This window comes from Vibrio sp. JPW-9-11-11 (genome assembly GCF_013369335.1).
Lineage (GTDB): Bacteria > Pseudomonadota > Gammaproteobacteria > Enterobacterales > Vibrionaceae > Vibrio.
This window is the reverse complement of the sequence record NZ_SZQJ01000007.1, coordinates 20,178-37,753: the sequence shown is the minus strand read 5'-3', so window position 1 is coordinate 37,753 and position 17,576 is coordinate 20,178. Positions and strand designations below refer to the sequence as shown.

The window sequence follows — 17,576 nt, the reverse complement described above, 5'->3', positions numbered from 1 at the left end:
AGAGGAAATAACTGTGAATAAAACAATTAAAGCGGCTGGTCTAGGCCTTCTAGTGATGACATCTTCTCTTTTTGCAAACGCGGCTGAAGCGGCGCAAAAAATAGGCTATGTAAATACCGCACAAGTGTTCCAAGCGCTTCCTCAACGCGAAGTGGTTCTGCAGCAAATGCAAGAAGAGTTCAAAGATAAAGCGGATGAGCTTAAAGCGATTCAAGCAGAAGCAAAAACGAAGATCGAGAAACTTGAGCGTGATGGTGAGCTGCTTGGCCAAGATGAAGTTGAAAAGCTACGTATCGAGATCGGTCAACTAGACAGCAAATACAAGATCAAAGCACAAGCGTTTGAAAAATCTTCTGCGCGCCGCGAAGCGCAAGAGAAGCAAAAGCTGTTCAAAGTGATTCAAGAGGCGATTAAAACAGTGGCTGAAAAAGAAGGCTACGACATCATCGTTGATATTCAAACCATGCAGTACGGCAAACCTGAACTCAACATCTCTGAAAAAGTTATTAAGCAACTAAAATAATAAGACTATGGTTACTCTTTCTTTAGCCGAATTGGCGACGATTACCGGGGGGACGCTCTATGGTGATGACAGCGCAACTGTCACCATGGTTGCACCTATGGATAAAGCGCAGCAAGGTCATGTGACTTTTCTGTCGAATCCTAAGTATGCGAAGCACTTAGCTGACTGCCAGGCGACAGTTGTGATGGTAAAAGAGGCGCAACGTGAGCATGCTTCTGGCAATGTTCTTGTGGTTGACGACCCATATGTCGCCTTTGCCAAAGTTGCTCAAGCATTAGATACTACCCCAGCTCCTGCCACTGAGATTGCGTCGTCAGCAGTGATTGCTCAAGATGCGAAACTCGGAAACAATGTCTCGGTTGGTGCCAACGCAGTGATCGAGTCAGGCGTGGAACTGGGTGATAATGTGGTGATTGGCGCCGGCTGTTTTGTCGGTAAAAATGCCAAAGTGGGAGCCAATACCAAACTGTGGGCGAACGTCAGTATTTATCACGATGTGCAGTTAGGCTCGGATTGCTTGGTTCAGGCCAATACCGTGATTGGTTCCGATGGCTTTGGTTATGCTAACCAGAAAGGAGAGTGGGTTAAGATCCCTCAACTCGGTTCTGTTCGGATTGGCAATCGAGTTGAAATCGGTGCGTGTACCACCATCGACCGCGGTGCGCTTGATGACACAGTCATCGAAGATAACGTGATCCTCGACAACCAGTTGCAAATCGCCCACAACGTACACATCGGATATGGTACGGCCATGGCGGGTGGTACGATTGTCGCCGGCAGTACTACTATAGGCAAATATTGCATTGTCGGCGGTGGCACCGTGATTAACGGTCATATCGAGATCGCTGATGGCGTGACGATTACTGGTATGGGGATGGTCATGCGTGGTATTGAAGAAAAGGGGATCTACTCTTCTGGTATTCCTCTTCAGCCTAATAAAGAGTGGCGTAAGACGGCGACTCGCGTGCATCGAATTGATGAGATGAATAAGCGCTTGAAAGCAGTTGAAAAACAGCTTGAAAGTTCATCAGACGCTTGACGCCTTCTAATCAAACCGAAAGGCTCGCGTATCGCGGGTCTTTTTCATCTATAATGCCTGTCAGATACATAATTGCATTCAACATAGGAATATGACTTTGACTACTGAAAATAAAACGATGAACATCACTGAAATTCAGGAACTATTGCCTCATCGCTACCCGTTTCTGCTGATTGATCGCGTCATCGATTTTCAAGAAGAAAAATACCTAACAGCGATTAAAAACGTTTCAGTGAATGAACCTCAGTTCACCGGTCATTTCCCTCAACTTCCTGTTTTCCCTGGCGTCTTGATCCTTGAAGCTATGGCTCAAGCGACAGGTCTGCTTGCGTTCAAATCGTTTGGTGCTCCATCAGAGAACGAACTTTACTATTTCGCCAGTGTCGATGGTGCAAAATTCCGCAAGCCAGTTGTTCCAGGTGATCAGCTAGTGATTGAAGTCGAATTTATTAAAGAACGCCGTGGCATTGCTGCATTTAAAGGTACAGCAAAAGTAGACGGTGAAGTCGTCTGTTCAGCCGAGCTTAAGTGTGCTCGTCGAGAGTTTTAATATGATTCATGAAACAGCTAAAATTCATCCTTCAGCCGTTATTGAAGGGGACGTTCGCATAGCTGCGAATGTGACGGTTGGTCCTTTCACTTATATCTCAGGTACGATTGAGATTGGTGAAGGCACAGAAGTCATGTCTCACGTTGTTATCAAAGGTCACACCACCATTGGTAAAGAAAACCGTATTTTCCCGCATGCAGTCATTGGTGAAGAGAACCAAGATAAGAAGTATGGCGGTGAGCCAACGACTGTGGTGATTGGTGACCGTAACGTGATTCGCGAAGCGGTACAGATCCACCGTGGTACCACCCAAGATAAAGCGACCACTGTGATAGGCAATGACAACCTATTGTGTGTTAACGCCCATATTGCACATGATGTGATCGTCGGTAACCATACCCACGTGGGTAACAACGCTATTCTTGGCGGCCATGTGACCGTTGAAGATTACGCTGGTGTGATGGCGCTTTCTGCCATTCACCCATTTTGTAAAGTGGGCGCATACAGCTACATCGGTGGCTGTTCTGCGGTCGTAAAAGACGTCCCCCCTTACGTTCTTGCTCAAGGTAACCACGCGACACCATTTGGTTTGAATCTCGTTGGTTTGCAGCGTAATGGCTTCGAAAAAGCCGAGCTACGCGCGCTACGCAATGCCTATAAAGAGTTTTACCGTGCGGGTAAAACTCAGGCTGAAGCGAAAGTCGTATTGGAAGAGATGGCGAAAGATTGGCCATCGATCAAACACTTTGTTGAGTTTGTGGAAACGTCTGAGCGTGGCGTTATTCGCTAACCCAAAATTGGTGTGAGTTGTAAAAGATCGCGGTCATTTGGCTGCGGTCTTTTTTGCGTTTTATAGCAATCCATTAATAGGTAATTGGACAATGACTAAACCGCTAACAATTGGAATTGTCGCTGGCGAGCTATCAGGCGATACGCTCGGTGAAGGTTTTATCCGAGCGGTCAAAGCTCAGCACCCGGACGCTGAGTTTATCGGCATTGGCGGGCCTAAAATGCAAGCGCTTGGGTGTGAGTCTCTGTTTGACATGGAAGAGCTCGCGGTGATGGGGCTGGTGGAAGTGCTTGGCCGGCTACCGCGTCTGCTAAAAGTGAAAGCAGAGTTGGTGCGGTATTTCACCGACAATCCACCGGATGTGTTTGTCGGCATTGACGCGCCAGATTTTAATCTGCGTTTAGAGCTCGATTTAAAGCAAGCTGGCATAAAAACGGTTCATTATGTTAGTCCATCGGTATGGGCTTGGCGTCAAAAACGGATTCACAAGATTGAAGCGGCAACCAATCTGGTTCTGGCATTCTTGCCGTTTGAAAAAGCATTTTATGACAAATTTAATGTGCCTTGTGAGTTTATCGGCCATACACTCGCAGATGCGATTCCTATGGTGTCAGAAAAAGCGCCCGCCCGTGAGTTATTAGGGTTAGACCAAGATAAGCAGTGGTTGGCCGTGCTGCCCGGCAGTCGTGGAAGTGAGCTCAAGATGCTGGCAGAACCTTTTATCAAAGCGTGTCAATTGATACACAAGCAGTATCCTGATTTAGGCTTTGTGGTTGCTCTGGTCAACGAAAAGCGTCGTGAGCAGTTCGAACAAGCTTGGCAAAATCTTGCACCAGAACTCGACTTTAAGCTGGTTAACGACACCGCTAAAAACGTGATTACTGCGGCGGATACCGTGATGTTAGCCTCGGGAACTGTGGCACTTGAATGTATGCTGCTTAAGCGTCCTATGGTGGTCGGTTATCGTGTTAACGCTATTACCGCGTTTATCGCGCGCCGCTTAGTGAAAACCCAATATGTATCATTGCCTAACATTTTAGCGGATCAAGAGTTAGTCAAGGAGTACCTTTTGGAAGAGTGCACCGCGGATAACCTTGCCAACGAAGTCAGCCACCTGATTGAAAATGGGGCAGACGAGATGATTGAGAAATTCACAGAAATGCATCAATGGATTCGTAAAGATGCCGATAACCAAGCCGCGCAAGCGGTGCTAAAATTGATTGGCCGAGCATAAAAGATAATGACTAAACAGATAAAAGAACTACCGCCTTTTGAATACCCCTTTGGTTATCAGTTAATCGCCGGGGTTGATGAGGTTGGGCGTGGCCCACTGGTTGGGGATGTGGTGACGGCGGCCGTTATTCTCGACCCTAAGAATCCTATTGAAGGATTAAACGACTCCAAAAAACTGTCAGAAAAAAAACGCCTTGCGCTGCTGCCTGAGATCAAACAAAAGGCGTTAGCATGGTCGGTTGGCCGTTGTACACCAGAAGAGATCGATGAGCTTAATATTTTGCAAGCCACCATGGTCGCGATGCAAAGGGCCATCGCAGGGTTAGCGATTCAGCCCGCTCTGGCTTTGATTGATGGTAATCGTTGCCCCGAGTTACCAATGGATACCCAAGCGGTCGTCAAAGGCGACCTGCGTGTTGCCGAAATTAGTGCTGCCTCCATCATCGCCAAGGTCGTGCGCGATCAAGAGATGGAAGCGCTCGACAAGCTACATCCTGAATTTGGTTTCGCTCAGCATAAAGGCTATCCGACCAAAGCTCATTTTGCCGCGATTGAACAACACGGTGTGATTGCGGAGCACCGCAAGAGTTTCAAACCTGTAAAGCGCGCACTGGGTTTAGAATAAATGGCTTGGAGGTGATGCCTTGTAATTAGGGTATATCTCCATAGCTATATCACGTAAAATACTTCAATTCTCTTTCCGATTAAGCACTATTTGCGGAACCATTCATGTCAGATCCTAAGTTTATCCACCTTCGAGTTCATAGTGACTTTTCCATGATTGACGGCCTGTCCAAAGTGCCGCCTTTGGTTAAGAAAGTGGCTGAGCTGGGCATGCCTGCCGTCGCACTGACCGATTTTACCAACCTGTGTGGCCTAGTGAAGTTTTATGGCACCGCGCATAGCTGCGGCGTTAAGCCGATCATCGGTGCTGACTTTGTGATGCAATCCTCAGAGTTTGGTGATGAATTAACCAAATTGACGGTGCTCGCTGCTGATAACGTCGGTTATAAAAACCTAACTTTACTGATTTCGAAAGCCTACCTACGGGGCCATATTCAACATCAACCTGTGATTGATAAAGAGTGGCTAGTCGAGCTGTCTGAGGGGATGATCATTCTGTCCGGTGGTAAGAGCGGCGAGATTGGTCGTGCACTGCTCAAAGGCAATCAGAAGATTGTTGATGAGTGTGTCGAGTTCTATCGTACTCACTTCGCAGATCGTTTTTATCTCGAGCTTACCCGTACTGGTCGCGCTGACGAGGAGACTTACCTCCATTTTGCGTTGGAGCTGGCAGAACAAGTGGATTTACCTGTCGTTGCCACCAACGAGGTGGTGATCTTGGAAGAATCGCTGTTTGACGCCCACGAAATCCGAGTAGCTATTCATGATGGCTATACACTCGAAGACCCTCGCCGCCCTAAGCTGTACAGCCCTCAACAATACCTGCGCTCGGAAGAAGAAATGTGCGAGCTGTTTGCCGACATTCCTGAAGCGCTGCAAAACAGTGTTGAAATCGCTAAGCGTTGTAATGTGACGGTACGCTTAGGCGAATACTTCCTCCCGGCTTTCCCCACTGAAGGGATGGAAGAGACCGAGTATTTGGTCATGAAGTCCAAGGAAGGACTAGAAGAGCGATTGGAGTTTCTTTTCCCTGACCCTAAGGTGCGCGCAGAGCGCCGACCAGAGTACGATGAGCGACTTGAGGTCGAGCTAGAAGTGATCAATAACATGGGTTTTCCTGGTTACTTCTTGATCGTAATGGAGTTTATCCAGTGGTCAAAAGATAACGCGATTCCGGTAGGTCCAGGCCGTGGTTCGGGCGCTGGCTCCTTGGTGGCGTACGCACTGAAAATCACCGACCTCGATCCGCTTGAATACGATCTGCTGTTCGAACGCTTCTTAAACCCTGAACGTGTTTCGATGCCCGATTTCGATGTCGATTTCTGCATGGACAAGCGTGATCAGGTGATCGATCACGTGGCTGAAATGTATGGCCGTGATGCGGTATCGCAGATCATCACCTTTGGTACCATGGCGGCCAAAGCGGTGATTCGTGATGTAGGCCGGGTGCTCGGACATGGCTTCGGTTTTGTTGACCGAATCTCTAAACTCGTTCCCCCCGATCCTGGGATGACGTTGGAAAAGGCGTTTAAAGCCGAACCCGCGCTGGTGGAGCTGTACGAAAACGACGAAGATATAAAAGAGCTTATCGACATGTGTCGCATCCTTGAAGGGTGTACTCGTAATGCCGGTAAGCACGCGGGTGGGGTGGTGATCTCGCCTACAACCATTACCGATTTTGCACCGATCTATGCTGACGCGGAAGGGCACTTTCCGGTCACGCAGTTTGATAAGAACGATGTTGAAACCGCCGGGTTGGTTAAGTTCGACTTCTTAGGACTGCGAACGCTGACTATTATCGACTGGGCTTTGGGGCTGATCAATCCGCGCTTGGAAAAAGAGGGCAAGCCGCCCGTCGCTATCGAAGCGATCCCGCTTGAAGACAGTGCGTCATTTAATCTGCTCCAGAACTCAGAGACGACCGCGGTATTCCAGCTTGAATCGCGCGGTATGAAAGAGCTGATCAAGCGTCTACAACCAGACTGTTTTGAAGACATCATCGCATTGGTGGCCCTATTCCGCCCTGGGCCGCTGCAATCGGGCATGGTGGATAACTTTATCGACCGTAAGCACGGCCGAGAAGCGATCTCTTACCCGGACGAAACCTGGCAGCACGAATCGCTGAAAGAGACGCTCGAGCCCACCTACGGTATCATCTTATACCAAGAGCAGGTGATGCAGATTGCCCAGATCTTGGCGGGTTATACGTTAGGTGGTGCGGATATGCTGCGCCGTGCTATGGGTAAGAAAAAACCCGAAGAAATGGCGAAACAGCGCGCGATCTTTAAAGATGGTGCAGAAAAAAATGGGGTTGATGGCGAGCTAGCGATGAAGATCTTCGACTTAGTGGAGAAGTTCGCTGGCTATGGTTTTAACAAGTCGCACTCCGCCGCCTATGCATTGGTTTCCTACCAGACCTTGTGGTTAAAAACGCACTATCCGGCCGAGTTTATGGCCGCGGTTATGACCGCTGACATGGACAACACCGAAAAGGTCGTTGGCTTGGTCGACGAGTGTTTGCGCATGAAGCTCAAAGTGCTACCGCCAGATATTAATGCGGGTCTATATCGGTTTAACGTTAATGATGACGGCGCCATTGTTTACGGCATTGGCGCGATCAAAGGCGTTGGTGAAGGGCCGATAGAAGCGATACTGGAAGCGCGTAATAAAGATGGCCATTTTAAGGATTTGTTCGATTTCTGCGCTCGACTAGATTTGAAAAAGGTCAATAAGCGAGTTATCGAGAAGCTCATTCTTGCTGGAGCACTAGACCGATTAGGCCCTCACCGAGCGGCGATGATGGCCTCGCTAAACGACGCAGTCAAAGCGGCCAGTCAACACCATCAAGCGGAAGCCTTTGGCCAAACCGATTTGTTTGGTGTGTTAACCGAGGCACCAGAAGAAGTAGAGCATAAGTACACTAAAGTTGAACCGTGGCCCGAGAAAGTGTGGCTTGAGGGAGAACGTGACACACTTGGCCTTTATTTAACGGGCCATCCCATTAATGCCTATTTAAAGGAACTCACCAAGTACACCAGTTGTCGACTAAAAGACGCCACGCCCACTCGCCGCGATCAAAGTGTCACGATTGCAGGGCTTGTGATCGCAGCTCGCGTGATGACCACCAAACGTGGTACTCGGATTGGGATCATGACTTTAGATGACCGTAGTGGTCGTATGGAGGTGATGCTATTCTCTGATGCGCTGGATAGATACGCTGAATTGTTAGAAAAAGACAGAATTTTGGTGGTTTCTGGACAGGTCAGCTTTGATGATTTCAATGGTGGTCTTAAAATGTCGGCGCGCGAGGTTATGGATCTTGGCAGTGCGCGTGAGAAATATGCACGTGGCTTATCCGTCTCTATTGAACAATCGCAAATTAATGACCGATTTTTTGAGCGCTTTAGTCAAATCCTAGAGCCTCATCGGGCGGGGAGCGTCCCTGTCCATGTATACTACCAACGCTCAGATGCTCGAGCACGTTTAACGTTAGGTACAGAATGGCGCGTGACGCCAAGTGACGCTTTATTAGATGATTTAAAACAACTACTTGGGAAAGGCCAAGTAGAACTCGAATTTAACTAAGTTTGGTGGTTCGCTGCCAAATAATAAAGGATCTATAGATGAGCCTGAATTTTTTAGAATTTGAAAAACCCATCGCAGAGCTAGAAGCAAAAATTGAAGCACTACGTGATGTCTCTCGTCATGGCGGTGATTCTGGTGTCGACCTTGAAAAAGAGATCGAACAGTTAGAGAAGAAAAGTCTCGAGCTAAAGAAAAAGACCTTCAGCGATCTTGGTGCTTGGGAAACGGCCCAACTTGCTCGTCATCCATTACGTCCTTATACGTTAGATTACATTGAACATGTTTTCACTGAGTTTGATGAGCTGGCAGGTGATCGTCATTATGCCGATGACAAAGCTATCGTGGGTGGTATGGCGCGCTTAAATGGTCGCCCAGTGATGGTGATCGGTCACCAGAAAGGTCGTGAAACCAAAGAGAAAGTGAAACGTAACTTTGGTATGCCAAAGCCAGAAGGTTACCGCAAAGCCCTGCGTCTTATGCAAATGGCTGAGCGCTTCAATATGCCAATCATTACCTTTATTGATACGGCCGGCGCCTACCCAGGTGTGGGAGCAGAAGAACGCGGTCAGTCAGAAGCGATTGCAACCAACTTAAAAGTGATGGCAGGCCTGAGCGTTCCGGTCATCTGTAACGTGGTCGGTGAAGGTGGCTCGGGCGGTGCACTGGCAATCGGTGTTGGTGATTACGTTAATATGTTGCAGTATTCGACGTACTCGGTGATCTCTCCTGAGGGATGTGCGTCTATCTTGTGGCGTGATTCAGACAAAGCGCCACAAGCAGCTGAAGCCATGGGCTTGATTGCGCCGCGCTTGAAAGAGCTTGAATTGATTGATGAAATCATTGAAGAGCCCTTAGGCGGAGCGCATCGTGACCATCGTCAAATGGCGGAAAACATGAAAGCGACCTTAGTTCGTCAGCTTGAAGAGCTAGAAGCCTTTGACAATGACACCCTACTTGAGCGCCGTTATCAGCGTCTGATGAGTTACGGGTACTGCTGATAAGCAAGCGATAATTTGTAAAGGCTGAACTTAGTTCAGCCTTTTTTGTTGCCGGTGATACACTAACGATATTCCCATAGATGAAAGAGCATAATGAAGTTACAAGCCACATTTAACGCTGTTATCGATCAGCATCTTGCTGCCGACGGACGACTTGTTTTAGGTCTTAGTGGTGGGATGGACTCGCGAGTTCTGCTGGAATTAATGGTCAATTATGCTCGAAGTCGTTCCGCCGATTGCCTGGCGGTACATGTTCACCATGGGCTAAGTTTGAACGCCGATCAATGGGCGCAGCGGTGTGAGGCGTGGTGTCGCTCTCTGGGCGTTCCTTTGGTGGTCGAGCGAGTGATAGTTGACGTTCATGGACAAAGCCTAGAAGAGAGCGCGCGGCAAGTGCGCTACGCAGCACTGACTCAGCATATTCGGCCGCATGATCTGTTATTAACTGGCCACCATGCAGACGATCAACTCGAGACCTTGTTATTGGCGTTAAAGCGCGGTAGTGGCCCGAAAGGGTTGGCAGCAATGGCAGAAGTGATGGATTTTTCAGCTGGGCGTTTGATCCGTCCGCTATTGTCGGCGACACGAGCAGATATAGAGCAATACGCTCGACAGAGACAACTTGAGTGGAATGAGGACGAGAGCAATCAAGACCCGCGCTTTGAGCGTAACTTTCTACGCCATCATATTGTTCCTCAACTTACTAAACGCTGGCCGCATATCCAGCAAGCATCCCTGAGAACCGCCCAGCTGTGTTATGAGCAAGAAGCGTTACTGGATGAGTTGCTGACTGAACCTTTTAAGCAAGCGCTGCATACTGACCTCAGTCTAAGTATCGAAGCGCTCACTAACGTCAGCGACAAGGTGCGAACGAGACTACTTAGAATGTGGTTTGAACGCAATGGGGTACGCATGCCTACTCGTGAGCAGCTAAAGCTGGTTTGGCTGCAAGTGGCCCTCGCTCAGGCGGATGCGAATCCGCAGTTACAACTGGAATGCGCTCAGGTTCGTCGCTTTCAGGGGCGTTTACACCTTGTGCGTCGATGGCAATCTTTAGAAGGGTGGTGCCAAAGCTTGATGGTGGACCATCCATTGCAGCTTCCCGATGATCTAGGAGTGATTCACCTTCACTCGACTCAAAGCGGCAAATTGTCGCTTGCGGCGCTTACACAAGCAGAGTTGAGAGTGGTTTTCGAGCCTCAAGGTTTATCGGCCCACCCGGCTGAGCGAGGTCATAGCCGCAAACTGAAAAAATTATTCCAAGAGTATGGTGTTCCCAGTTGGTTAAGACGTAGAACACCTATAATCCTGTGTGGTGATCAGGTCGTTGCTGTTGGCGATTTGTTTATTGATCGTCATTTTACAGGTCAAGATTGTGAACTTGTCTGGGACAAGCTGCAATTGATTGTGTAAAACTATAGAGATAAAAACGTACAACTATCATGGAATTATAAGGAAGAGCAATGAAGAAAATCGCTATTGGAATGGTCATCGGTTTCGGTTTAATTAGTGGTCAAGCTTTCGCTGCGGGTGATATTGAAGCGGGGAAAGCCAAAGCCGCAGTTTGTGCCGCTTGTCATGGCGCTGATGGTATGGCTGTGATCCCGGGTTACCCACACCTTAAAGGCCAGAACGAGCAGTACATCATCTCCTCGCTTAATGCTTACAAAGCGAAACAGCGTAATGGTGGACTGGCGGCTGTAATGCAAGCTCAAGCGGCCATGCTCAGTGATGCTGACATTGCTAATCTGGCGGCTTACTACGCCAGTTTGAAATAATACTCTGATTCGAATTAAGCCCGAGCCGCGATGCTCGGGCTTTTTATTGCAGGGTGATCATGGGATAATAGCAACAATAACCACAGTTTAAGGGAAGAACATGAAAAAGATCGAAGCCATTATTAAACCGTTCAAGTTAGACGATGTGCGCGAAGCCTTGGCGGAGGTGGGGATCACTGGTATGACAGTTTCTGAAGTCAAAGGATTCGGGCGCCAAAAAGGCCACACAGAGCTGTATCGTGGTGCGGAATACATGGTCGACTTTTTACCAAAAGTGAAGTTAGAAATTGTGGTCACCGACGACGTAGCGGATCAATGTGTAGATACTATTATCGAAACCGCGCAAACGGGTAAAATCGGTGACGGAAAGATCTTTATCACTGAAGTTGAACGTATTGTTCGTATCCGTACTGGCGAAGAAGACGAAGACGCCATTTAATTCAAGCATGATAAAAAGAGCCTCGTGGCTCTTTTTTTACTTTTATCCGCGTATGAAAACCATTCGACTGATTGTCATGGCTGCATTTTTATCGCTCACTGTGGTGATAGGTTATCAAGTGGTGTTCACCCTCCCAGAGCAGTCACGAATTACTTCCATTTCCGAGCAAGGCATTAACATGTCGCTGCAGTGCTATGAAAATAGCAGCGCTAAAGTGCTCGATGATCAAGGGCGGTTAAATGTACTGGTTTGGAACATCTACAAGCAGAATAAGCCAAGTTGGAAATCGAGTTTAGAGACACTGACACAAAATACACAGTTGGTGTTGCTGCAAGAAGCCAGCCTGACACCGGAGTTGATTGACTGGATTGCTCACCATCAGTGGTTTGGTAGCCAAGTTGATGCGTTTAAAGCGTTCCAAACCTCGGCAGGTGTACTTAACCTCTCTTACGATACTCCGAGCAAAGCGTGTGCTTATACCGAGCTTGAGCCGTGGTTGCGATTACCTAAGTCGGCGTTATACGCTGTGTATCCACTTTCTGATGGCCAGCAGTTGGCCGTGGTCAATATTCATGCGGTTAACTTTACCTATGGTATTAAAGAGTACCGTCGTCAGTTGAGTGTGTTGGCGAACGATCTCGAACGGCACCAAGGGCCGATGATTGTGGCAGGGGATTTTAATAGTTGGAGCAACGAGCGTTTGGCGGTAATGAAGCAGACGTTTGAGCATCTTGCATTAGTTGAGGTGCGCTATCAGCCCGATAATCGTACGCAGTTTATGACAGGGTTGGCTCTCGACCATATGTTTTATCGCGGCTTAACGCTAGATACAGCAGAGGCGCCGAACTCCGACGCCTCTGATCACAATCCTTTATTGGCCTCTTTCCGTATCGTTAGGCAATAACGATATATAGCGCCCAAATCAGGTAGTAAGCCCCCCAAGGCAGCGCGGAAATCGCCAGCGCCTGACCGCGTTCAAATTCGGTCCAAGTGCCGACTGCCGCGTAGCCCAATACAATGTACCAAGGCAGCAATAGTGGAAATGAGCTCGCAAACTGAGACCAAGGGTTAGTTAGTGGCAATTTAAGTAGCCCATTGAGGCTGTTGAGATCCGCTGCGTAAACCAACACTTGACCGTGCTTGAGTAGCACACTGACATAACTGGCAAGATCGCCAACAATGGCGGGAAACGTAATCACCGCACTAGCGGCAAACCACTTCCAGAAGCCGTGCTGATGTTGACTTGGTTTAGTGGCTAGGTTGAACCAAAATGCCAGCATCAGAATCGTCAAGGTGCGACCAGCAATGTCACTAATGATCTCACTTGCCATAAGAGTATTGGCATCGAGCAATTCTAGTTGTGCAGGGTTGGTGACCGCCAACTGGGCTTCGAGCGTTTGTTTGAGCCAGTCAAAATTGACCATGTCAAAGTAGGCTCCCCAGAACAAAAAGGGTGACAAAATTAAAAAGATGTAGGGCTGCCAACCCCAAGCCCCACGTTGATAAAGGGCTAAGAAACAAGCGCTCGGCGAGCGAAAAATATCGACGAGCATAACGAGGGGATTACTGGAAGGGGTCATACACTTACCTTAGTGACATCGACATACAGCTTTAATTTTTGACCTGGCTTGAGATATTTCTGCTTGCTGAGGTCATTCCACTTCACTATGTCATTAGATTTAACTTTAAATTTACTGGCGATACCGCTAATGGTGTCACCGCTGCGTACGTTGTAGAACACGGTGCGAATAATGGCGCCATCGGAACTGTTCTTCCAAATCACCAGTTTCTGCCCCACTCGTAAGGTGTCTTTTGGGCCCATTCCATTCCATTTGGCGAGCGATTGGTGAGAAACTTTATTGGCGCGTGCGATGGACCACAAACTCTCTCCAGAGGCAACGGTGTGAGTTAGTTTGTACTTACCACGAGCGGTCGCTTGAGTCTTAGCCAGACGGTTCGTGGCGCTCAGTGCGTACGCTTGGTCATCTTTGGTGGAGGTTGGAATCATCAAGTGTTGGCCAACTCGAATGGTATTGTTGCTGAGGTTGTTGGCACGACGGATCACTTTGCTGGTGGTGTTGTACTTGCTTGCCAGCACGCTCAGCGTATCTCCTGATTTGACTTTATAGCGCACCACTTTCATGCCTTTACCACGGTTGGCCTCAGCGGTTTGGGTAAACTTCGCAACACTTTCAACCGGTAACAACAATTGGTGCGGCCCATCGGGTGCCGTTGCCCATTGATTGTAAGCTGGATTCAAGCTTTGCAGTTGTTTGACTGAAATGCCGGCATAGTTGGCCGCAATCGCGAGATCAAGTTGTTCTTTGGGGTCAACCAGTTGGATAACTTGACGGTTAGCAATCGCCGGGATCTCGATACCATAGTGCTCTTGATTCGCAACGATATCAGCGAGTGCTAAGAGTTTTGGCACATACCCACTGGTCTCTCTTGGCAAATCCAGTGAGAAGAAGTCGGTTGGCTTGCCAAGGTTAGTGTTTTTGCGGATGGCACGCGAGACACGCCCGCCGCCGCTATTGTAAGCCGCAATCGCGTGGTTCCAGTTACCATCAAAACGTTTGTTGAGATAGGTCAGGTAATCCAGCGCGGCGTCGGTTGCTGCTGCAACATCGCGTCGACCGTCGTACCAGAAATTTTGCTTTAAACCGTACATCTCGCCGGTGCCGGGCACAAACTGCCACAAACCGGCTGCACTACCGTGTGAATAGGCAAACGCATCGAAAGAGCTCTCTACAACAGGCAGTAGGGCCAACTCGAGTGGCAGACCTCGTTGTTCAATTTTTTCTGTGATCAGAAAAAGAAACGGTTCTGCGCGTTTTGATACGGTTTTTAAATGATTGGGGTGTTTTAAATACCAAGTTCGGTAGTAATCGACGCTTTTGTGCTCTGGGATCGGCAACGCCAATTGCATTGCAATTCTTTGCCATACATCTTGCTGAGTTTGAGGCGTCACCTTAGGGAGCGGCTTAGCCGCAGGCTTGACCACCTGAGTTTGAGGCTCGGTTGGATGTATTGAGGTTGGTTGATTGGTTTCTGGAGTGACGGCCTCTCCAGTGTCAGTCGGCTGGGTAAGCTGACAACCTGCTAACAGAAGCGCTAATACCCAGCTGTGTTGTACTCGCATTTCACAGCCCTTTTTCTTTTTGGCTGGTGATAATACTTGTCACAATAACGAGGTGACAAGCAGCAAATCGTTAAAATTCGTTCTTCCACTCACGTAATGCAGTAAAAATGGCGAGTGGGTCGGTTTGTGAGGTCCGATTTGAAACCGAACGCATCACGCTGGGCTGATCGGTTCGGAGAAAAGGGTTAATCCATTTTTCACGGCCAATGGTGGTGGGCAGCGTTGGTTGATTTTGTGCTCGTAGGCGATTGACCTCGTCACGATATTTATGCAACTGATCATTGTCGGGCTCCACGGCTAGTGCAAACGCGACATTGCTTGCCGTGTACTCATGGGCACAAAACACTTGAGTCTCTTGAGGTAGGGCGGCCAGTTTAGCGAGTGAGGTGTACATTTGCTCCATGGTCCCTTCAAATACTCGACCGCACCCAGCAGAGAAAAGCACATCACCACAAAATAGTTTCCCGTCACCCACATAACCAATATGCCCCGCAGTGTGGCCTTCTAGGCCAAGGACAAAAAAGATCTCATCGAATAGCTCGATTTGCTCCCCGGGTTCAACCGCATGGGTCAAGGTCGGAATAGGCTCATTGGCAGGGCCAACAACACTGATATCAGGAAACTGACGTACCAGCTCAGCGACGCCGCCAATATGGTCGTTGTGATGATGGGTTATTAAGATTGCTTCCAAGCTGAGCTGATGCTGTTCTAGGTAAGCCAGTACGGGCGCAGCATCACCGGGGTCAACGACCGCACAGCGCTGATCGCTATTTTCAATTAGCCAGATGTAATTGTCGTTAAATGCGGGTATGCTTTTGATATTCAACATGGTTGTTTCTCCCGTTAACAGAGTGAAGCAGGTTAACTATGAAGCCAGCGCGTAGCAAGAAGAAGTTTGAAAAGCCTCATTCGTGGTCTCAGCTAAAGAATGGCCAATGGGTGAGTGAATCTATCCAAACGCGTATCGACGAGTGGTGCCCTAAGCTGTTTGGTTACCATCTACTTAAATTGGGTGGCCTCAGTTGTGAGTTAACCAGCTTCAACTGCAACATTCAACATCAAGTTCATCTCGATATCCATAACCCGCTGCATAACGTGATTGCCGACAGTTATGAGCTCCCTTTTATTGAAAAAAGCTTTGACACCGTATTGATTGCGCACCAACTTGACTACTGTAGCGACCCACATCGTTTATTGCGTGAAGTCGACCGAGTAATGATTGATGATGGCTATTTGATCATTACAGGGTTTAACCCGCTCAGTTTTACCGGTTTGGCGAGTTTGATGCCGTGGCGAAAAAACAACTTGCCCTGGAGTGGGCGAATGTTTACCCCGAATCGAGTCAAGGACTGGTTAGGACTATTAAACTATCAGGTGATTGAGTGTGACCGCTATGCCTTGTTTCCGATGCAGCGCTATCGCACGATGTGGACATGGCTAGAGAACAGCTTGGGAGACTGGGCGGCGCCGATGGGCAGTTTGTATTTTATCGTCGCGCGTAAACGAACCTATCCATTGAAGCCACTAAAGCCACACTGGAAACTAAAACGAAAATTGACGCCACTGGGCGTCAATTACAAGGTGTCTAATCGTCAACATCGAAGGGGTTAATTGGCCGCGATATAGCCGCTATCTTCTTCGGTTGGGTTTTCTGCGGCGGCGCGCGCTAGCTCGTCACACATCTCGTTCTCACGGTGACCAGCATGGCCTTTTACCCAGCGCCAGTCGATTTGGTGGCGCTGAGATTCGGCATCAAGCGCTTGCCACAAATCGGCATTTTTGACCGGTTTTTTATCGGCCGTTTTCCAACCACGCTTTTTCCAGTTGTGGATCCATTGCGTGATGCCTTGGCGAACGTATTGACTGTCGGTCGTAAGAATGACGTTACACGGCTCTTTAAGGGTTTGCAGGGCAACAATAGTTGCCAGCATTTCCATGCGGTTATTGGTGGTGAGGGTATAACCTTTGGCTAAGGTCTTTTCGGTCTGCTTATAGCGTAGGACAATGCCGTAGCCACCAGGGCCTGGATTGCCCAAACAAGAACCATCAGTGAAAATTTCCACCTGTTTCGTCATGATTTGATACTATTGGGTTAAGCACATTATTGGCATAGTCTGACACAGTTTTTGTTATGAATACTAGCAACAATTCAAACCAGCATCGCATCGTGGTTCTCGATACTGAAACCACAGGTATGAACCGAGAAGGTGGCCCTCATTACCAAGGCCATCGCATCATAGAAATCGGTGCGGTTGAAATTATCAACCGTAAACTCACTGGGCGACATTTTCACGTCTACATCAAACCGGATCGTGAGATTCAACCTGATGCGGTTGAAGTCCATGGTATTACCGATGAGTTCTTGGTCGATAAGCCAGACTATCGCGATGTTCACAGTGAGTTTATTGAGTTCATTAAAGGGGCTGAGCTCGTCGCGCATAATGCGCCCTTCGACGTCGGCTTTATGGATCACGAATTTGCTAAGCTCGATGCCAGCATTGGTAAAACCGTCGATTACTGCAAAGTGACCGATACCCTGGCCATGGCGAAGAAGATCTTCCCAGGCAAGCGCAACAACCTCGATATACTGTGTGACCGCTATGGGATCGATAACTCTCATCGAACGTTGCACGGGGCATTGCTCGATGCGGAGATCCTCGCTGACGTCTATTTGTTGATGACGGGCGGGCAAACCTCATTGCAATTTAACGCTGGGAGTGCCAACGACGGAGGTGGCGAAGAGATAAAACGAGTGGCGAGTGGACGGAAAGCCCTAAAGGTTTTGCACGCATCTGCCGATGAATTAGAAGCCCACCAAAATAGATTAGATATCGTCGAGAAAAGCGGAAGCTGTCTCTGGCGTCAGTAGGAGAAA

18 protein-coding genes are annotated in these 17,576 nt (G+C 48.5%); 14 read left to right on the top strand and 4 right to left on the bottom strand.

Annotation, left to right across the window (positions count from 1 at the left end; genetic code table 11):
• Nucleotides 1-13 precede the first annotated feature (13 nt).
• The 12 genes from FCU94_RS10410 to FCU94_RS10355 all read left to right on the top strand — a co-directional run bounded on the left by FCU94_RS10410 (nucleotide 14) and on the right by FCU94_RS10355 (nucleotide 12,463).
• Complete coding sequence (locus tag FCU94_RS10410) at nucleotides 14-523, top strand: OmpH family outer membrane protein (RefSeq protein WP_176288482.1); 510 nt, start codon at nucleotides 14-16, stop codon at nucleotides 521-523.
• A 7-nt stretch (nucleotides 524-530) separates the two neighbouring features.
• Nucleotides 531-1,562: a UDP-3-O-(3-hydroxymyristoyl)glucosamine N-acyltransferase gene (gene lpxD, locus FCU94_RS10405; protein WP_176288481.1), complete on the top strand. Its 1,032-nt coding sequence runs from the start codon at nucleotides 531-533 to the stop codon at nucleotides 1,560-1,562.
• A gap of 97 nt (nucleotides 1,563-1,659) precedes the next feature.
• A complete protein-coding gene (gene fabZ, locus FCU94_RS10400; RefSeq protein WP_006881546.1) occupies nucleotides 1,660-2,112 on the top strand; it encodes a 3-hydroxyacyl-ACP dehydratase FabZ in 453 nt (150 codons plus the stop codon).
• A gap of 1 nt (nucleotide 2,113) precedes the next feature.
• Complete coding sequence (gene lpxA / locus FCU94_RS10395) at nucleotides 2,114-2,902, top strand: acyl-ACP--UDP-N-acetylglucosamine O-acyltransferase (RefSeq protein ID WP_176288480.1); 789 nt, start codon at nucleotides 2,114-2,116, stop codon at nucleotides 2,900-2,902.
• Between the two features lie 91 nt (nucleotides 2,903-2,993).
• Nucleotides 2,994-4,136 (top strand): lipid-A-disaccharide synthase, encoded by a 1,143-nt coding sequence (lpxB, locus tag FCU94_RS10390; RefSeq protein ID WP_176288479.1) that lies wholly within the window; start codon nucleotides 2,994-2,996, stop codon nucleotides 4,134-4,136.
• A 6-nt stretch (nucleotides 4,137-4,142) separates the two neighbouring features.
• On the top strand, nucleotides 4,143-4,760 hold the full coding sequence (rnhB, locus tag FCU94_RS10385) for a ribonuclease HII (protein WP_176288478.1): 618 nt from the start codon (nucleotides 4,143-4,145) through the stop codon (nucleotides 4,758-4,760).
• A gap of 104 nt (nucleotides 4,761-4,864) precedes the next feature.
• On the top strand, nucleotides 4,865-8,344 hold the full coding sequence (dnaE, locus tag FCU94_RS10380) for a DNA polymerase III subunit alpha (RefSeq protein ID WP_176288477.1): 3,480 nt from the start codon (nucleotides 4,865-4,867) through the stop codon (nucleotides 8,342-8,344).
• A gap of 38 nt (nucleotides 8,345-8,382) precedes the next feature.
• Nucleotides 8,383-9,342: an acetyl-CoA carboxylase carboxyl transferase subunit alpha gene (gene accA, locus FCU94_RS10375; RefSeq protein WP_176288476.1), complete on the top strand. Its 960-nt coding sequence runs from the start codon at nucleotides 8,383-8,385 to the stop codon at nucleotides 9,340-9,342.
• A 93-nt stretch (nucleotides 9,343-9,435) separates the two neighbouring features.
• A complete protein-coding gene (tilS, locus tag FCU94_RS10370) occupies nucleotides 9,436-10,755 on the top strand; it encodes a tRNA lysidine(34) synthetase TilS (RefSeq protein WP_176288475.1) in 1,320 nt (439 codons plus the stop codon).
• Nucleotides 10,756-10,805: 50 nt separating this feature from the next.
• The gene (locus FCU94_RS10365; RefSeq protein WP_176288474.1) at nucleotides 10,806-11,120 is read left to right on the top strand and encodes a c-type cytochrome; all 315 of its coding nucleotides are present in this window, start codon (nucleotides 10,806-10,808) and stop codon (nucleotides 11,118-11,120) included.
• A gap of 100 nt (nucleotides 11,121-11,220) precedes the next feature.
• Nucleotides 11,221-11,559, top strand: a complete 339-nt coding sequence (gene glnB, locus FCU94_RS10360; protein WP_176288473.1) for a nitrogen regulatory protein P-II — start codon at nucleotides 11,221-11,223, stop codon at nucleotides 11,557-11,559.
• 52 nt (nucleotides 11,560-11,611) lie between these two features.
• Nucleotides 11,612-12,463 carry an endonuclease/exonuclease/phosphatase family protein gene (locus FCU94_RS10355; protein ID WP_176288472.1) on the top strand — a complete coding sequence of 284 codons (852 nt, stop codon included), beginning with the start codon at nucleotides 11,612-11,614 and terminating at the stop codon, nucleotides 12,461-12,463.
• Here the strand turns inward: FCU94_RS10355 and FCU94_RS10350 are convergent.
• From FCU94_RS10350 to gloB, 3 genes are all read right to left on the bottom strand, one after another.
• Nucleotides 12,453-13,139, bottom strand: a complete 687-nt coding sequence (locus FCU94_RS10350) for a YIP1 family protein (RefSeq protein WP_176288471.1) — start codon at nucleotides 13,137-13,139, stop codon at nucleotides 12,453-12,455. The two genes, FCU94_RS10355 and FCU94_RS10350, sit on opposite strands and share 11 nt — an antisense overlap.
• Nucleotides 13,136-14,701, bottom strand: a complete 1,566-nt coding sequence (locus FCU94_RS10345) for a lytic transglycosylase (protein ID WP_176288470.1) — start codon at nucleotides 14,699-14,701, stop codon at nucleotides 13,136-13,138. Before FCU94_RS10345 ends, FCU94_RS10350 begins: the two co-directional genes overlap by 4 nt.
• Nucleotides 14,702-14,771: 70 nt before the next feature.
• On the bottom strand, nucleotides 14,772-15,530 hold the full coding sequence (gene gloB / locus FCU94_RS10340) for a hydroxyacylglutathione hydrolase (protein WP_176288469.1): 759 nt from the start codon (nucleotides 15,528-15,530) through the stop codon (nucleotides 14,772-14,774).
• A 38-nt stretch (nucleotides 15,531-15,568) separates the two neighbouring features.
• Here gloB and FCU94_RS10335 point away from each other — a divergent pair, with 38 nt between their 5' ends.
• A complete protein-coding gene (locus tag FCU94_RS10335; protein ID WP_176288468.1) occupies nucleotides 15,569-16,312 on the top strand; it encodes a class I SAM-dependent methyltransferase in 744 nt (247 codons plus the stop codon).
• Here the strand turns inward: FCU94_RS10335 and rnhA are convergent.
• A complete protein-coding gene (gene rnhA / locus FCU94_RS10330; protein ID WP_176288467.1) occupies nucleotides 16,309-16,776 on the bottom strand; it encodes a ribonuclease HI in 468 nt (155 codons plus the stop codon). The two genes, FCU94_RS10335 and rnhA, sit on opposite strands and share 4 nt — an antisense overlap.
• Before the next feature lie 56 nt (nucleotides 16,777-16,832).
• On the opposite strand from rnhA, the gene dnaQ reads away from it, so the two are divergent.
• The gene (gene dnaQ, locus FCU94_RS10325; protein WP_176288466.1) at nucleotides 16,833-17,570 is read left to right on the top strand and encodes a DNA polymerase III subunit epsilon; all 738 of its coding nucleotides are present in this window, start codon (nucleotides 16,833-16,835) and stop codon (nucleotides 17,568-17,570) included.
• Nucleotides 17,571-17,576: the final 6 nt, after the last annotated feature.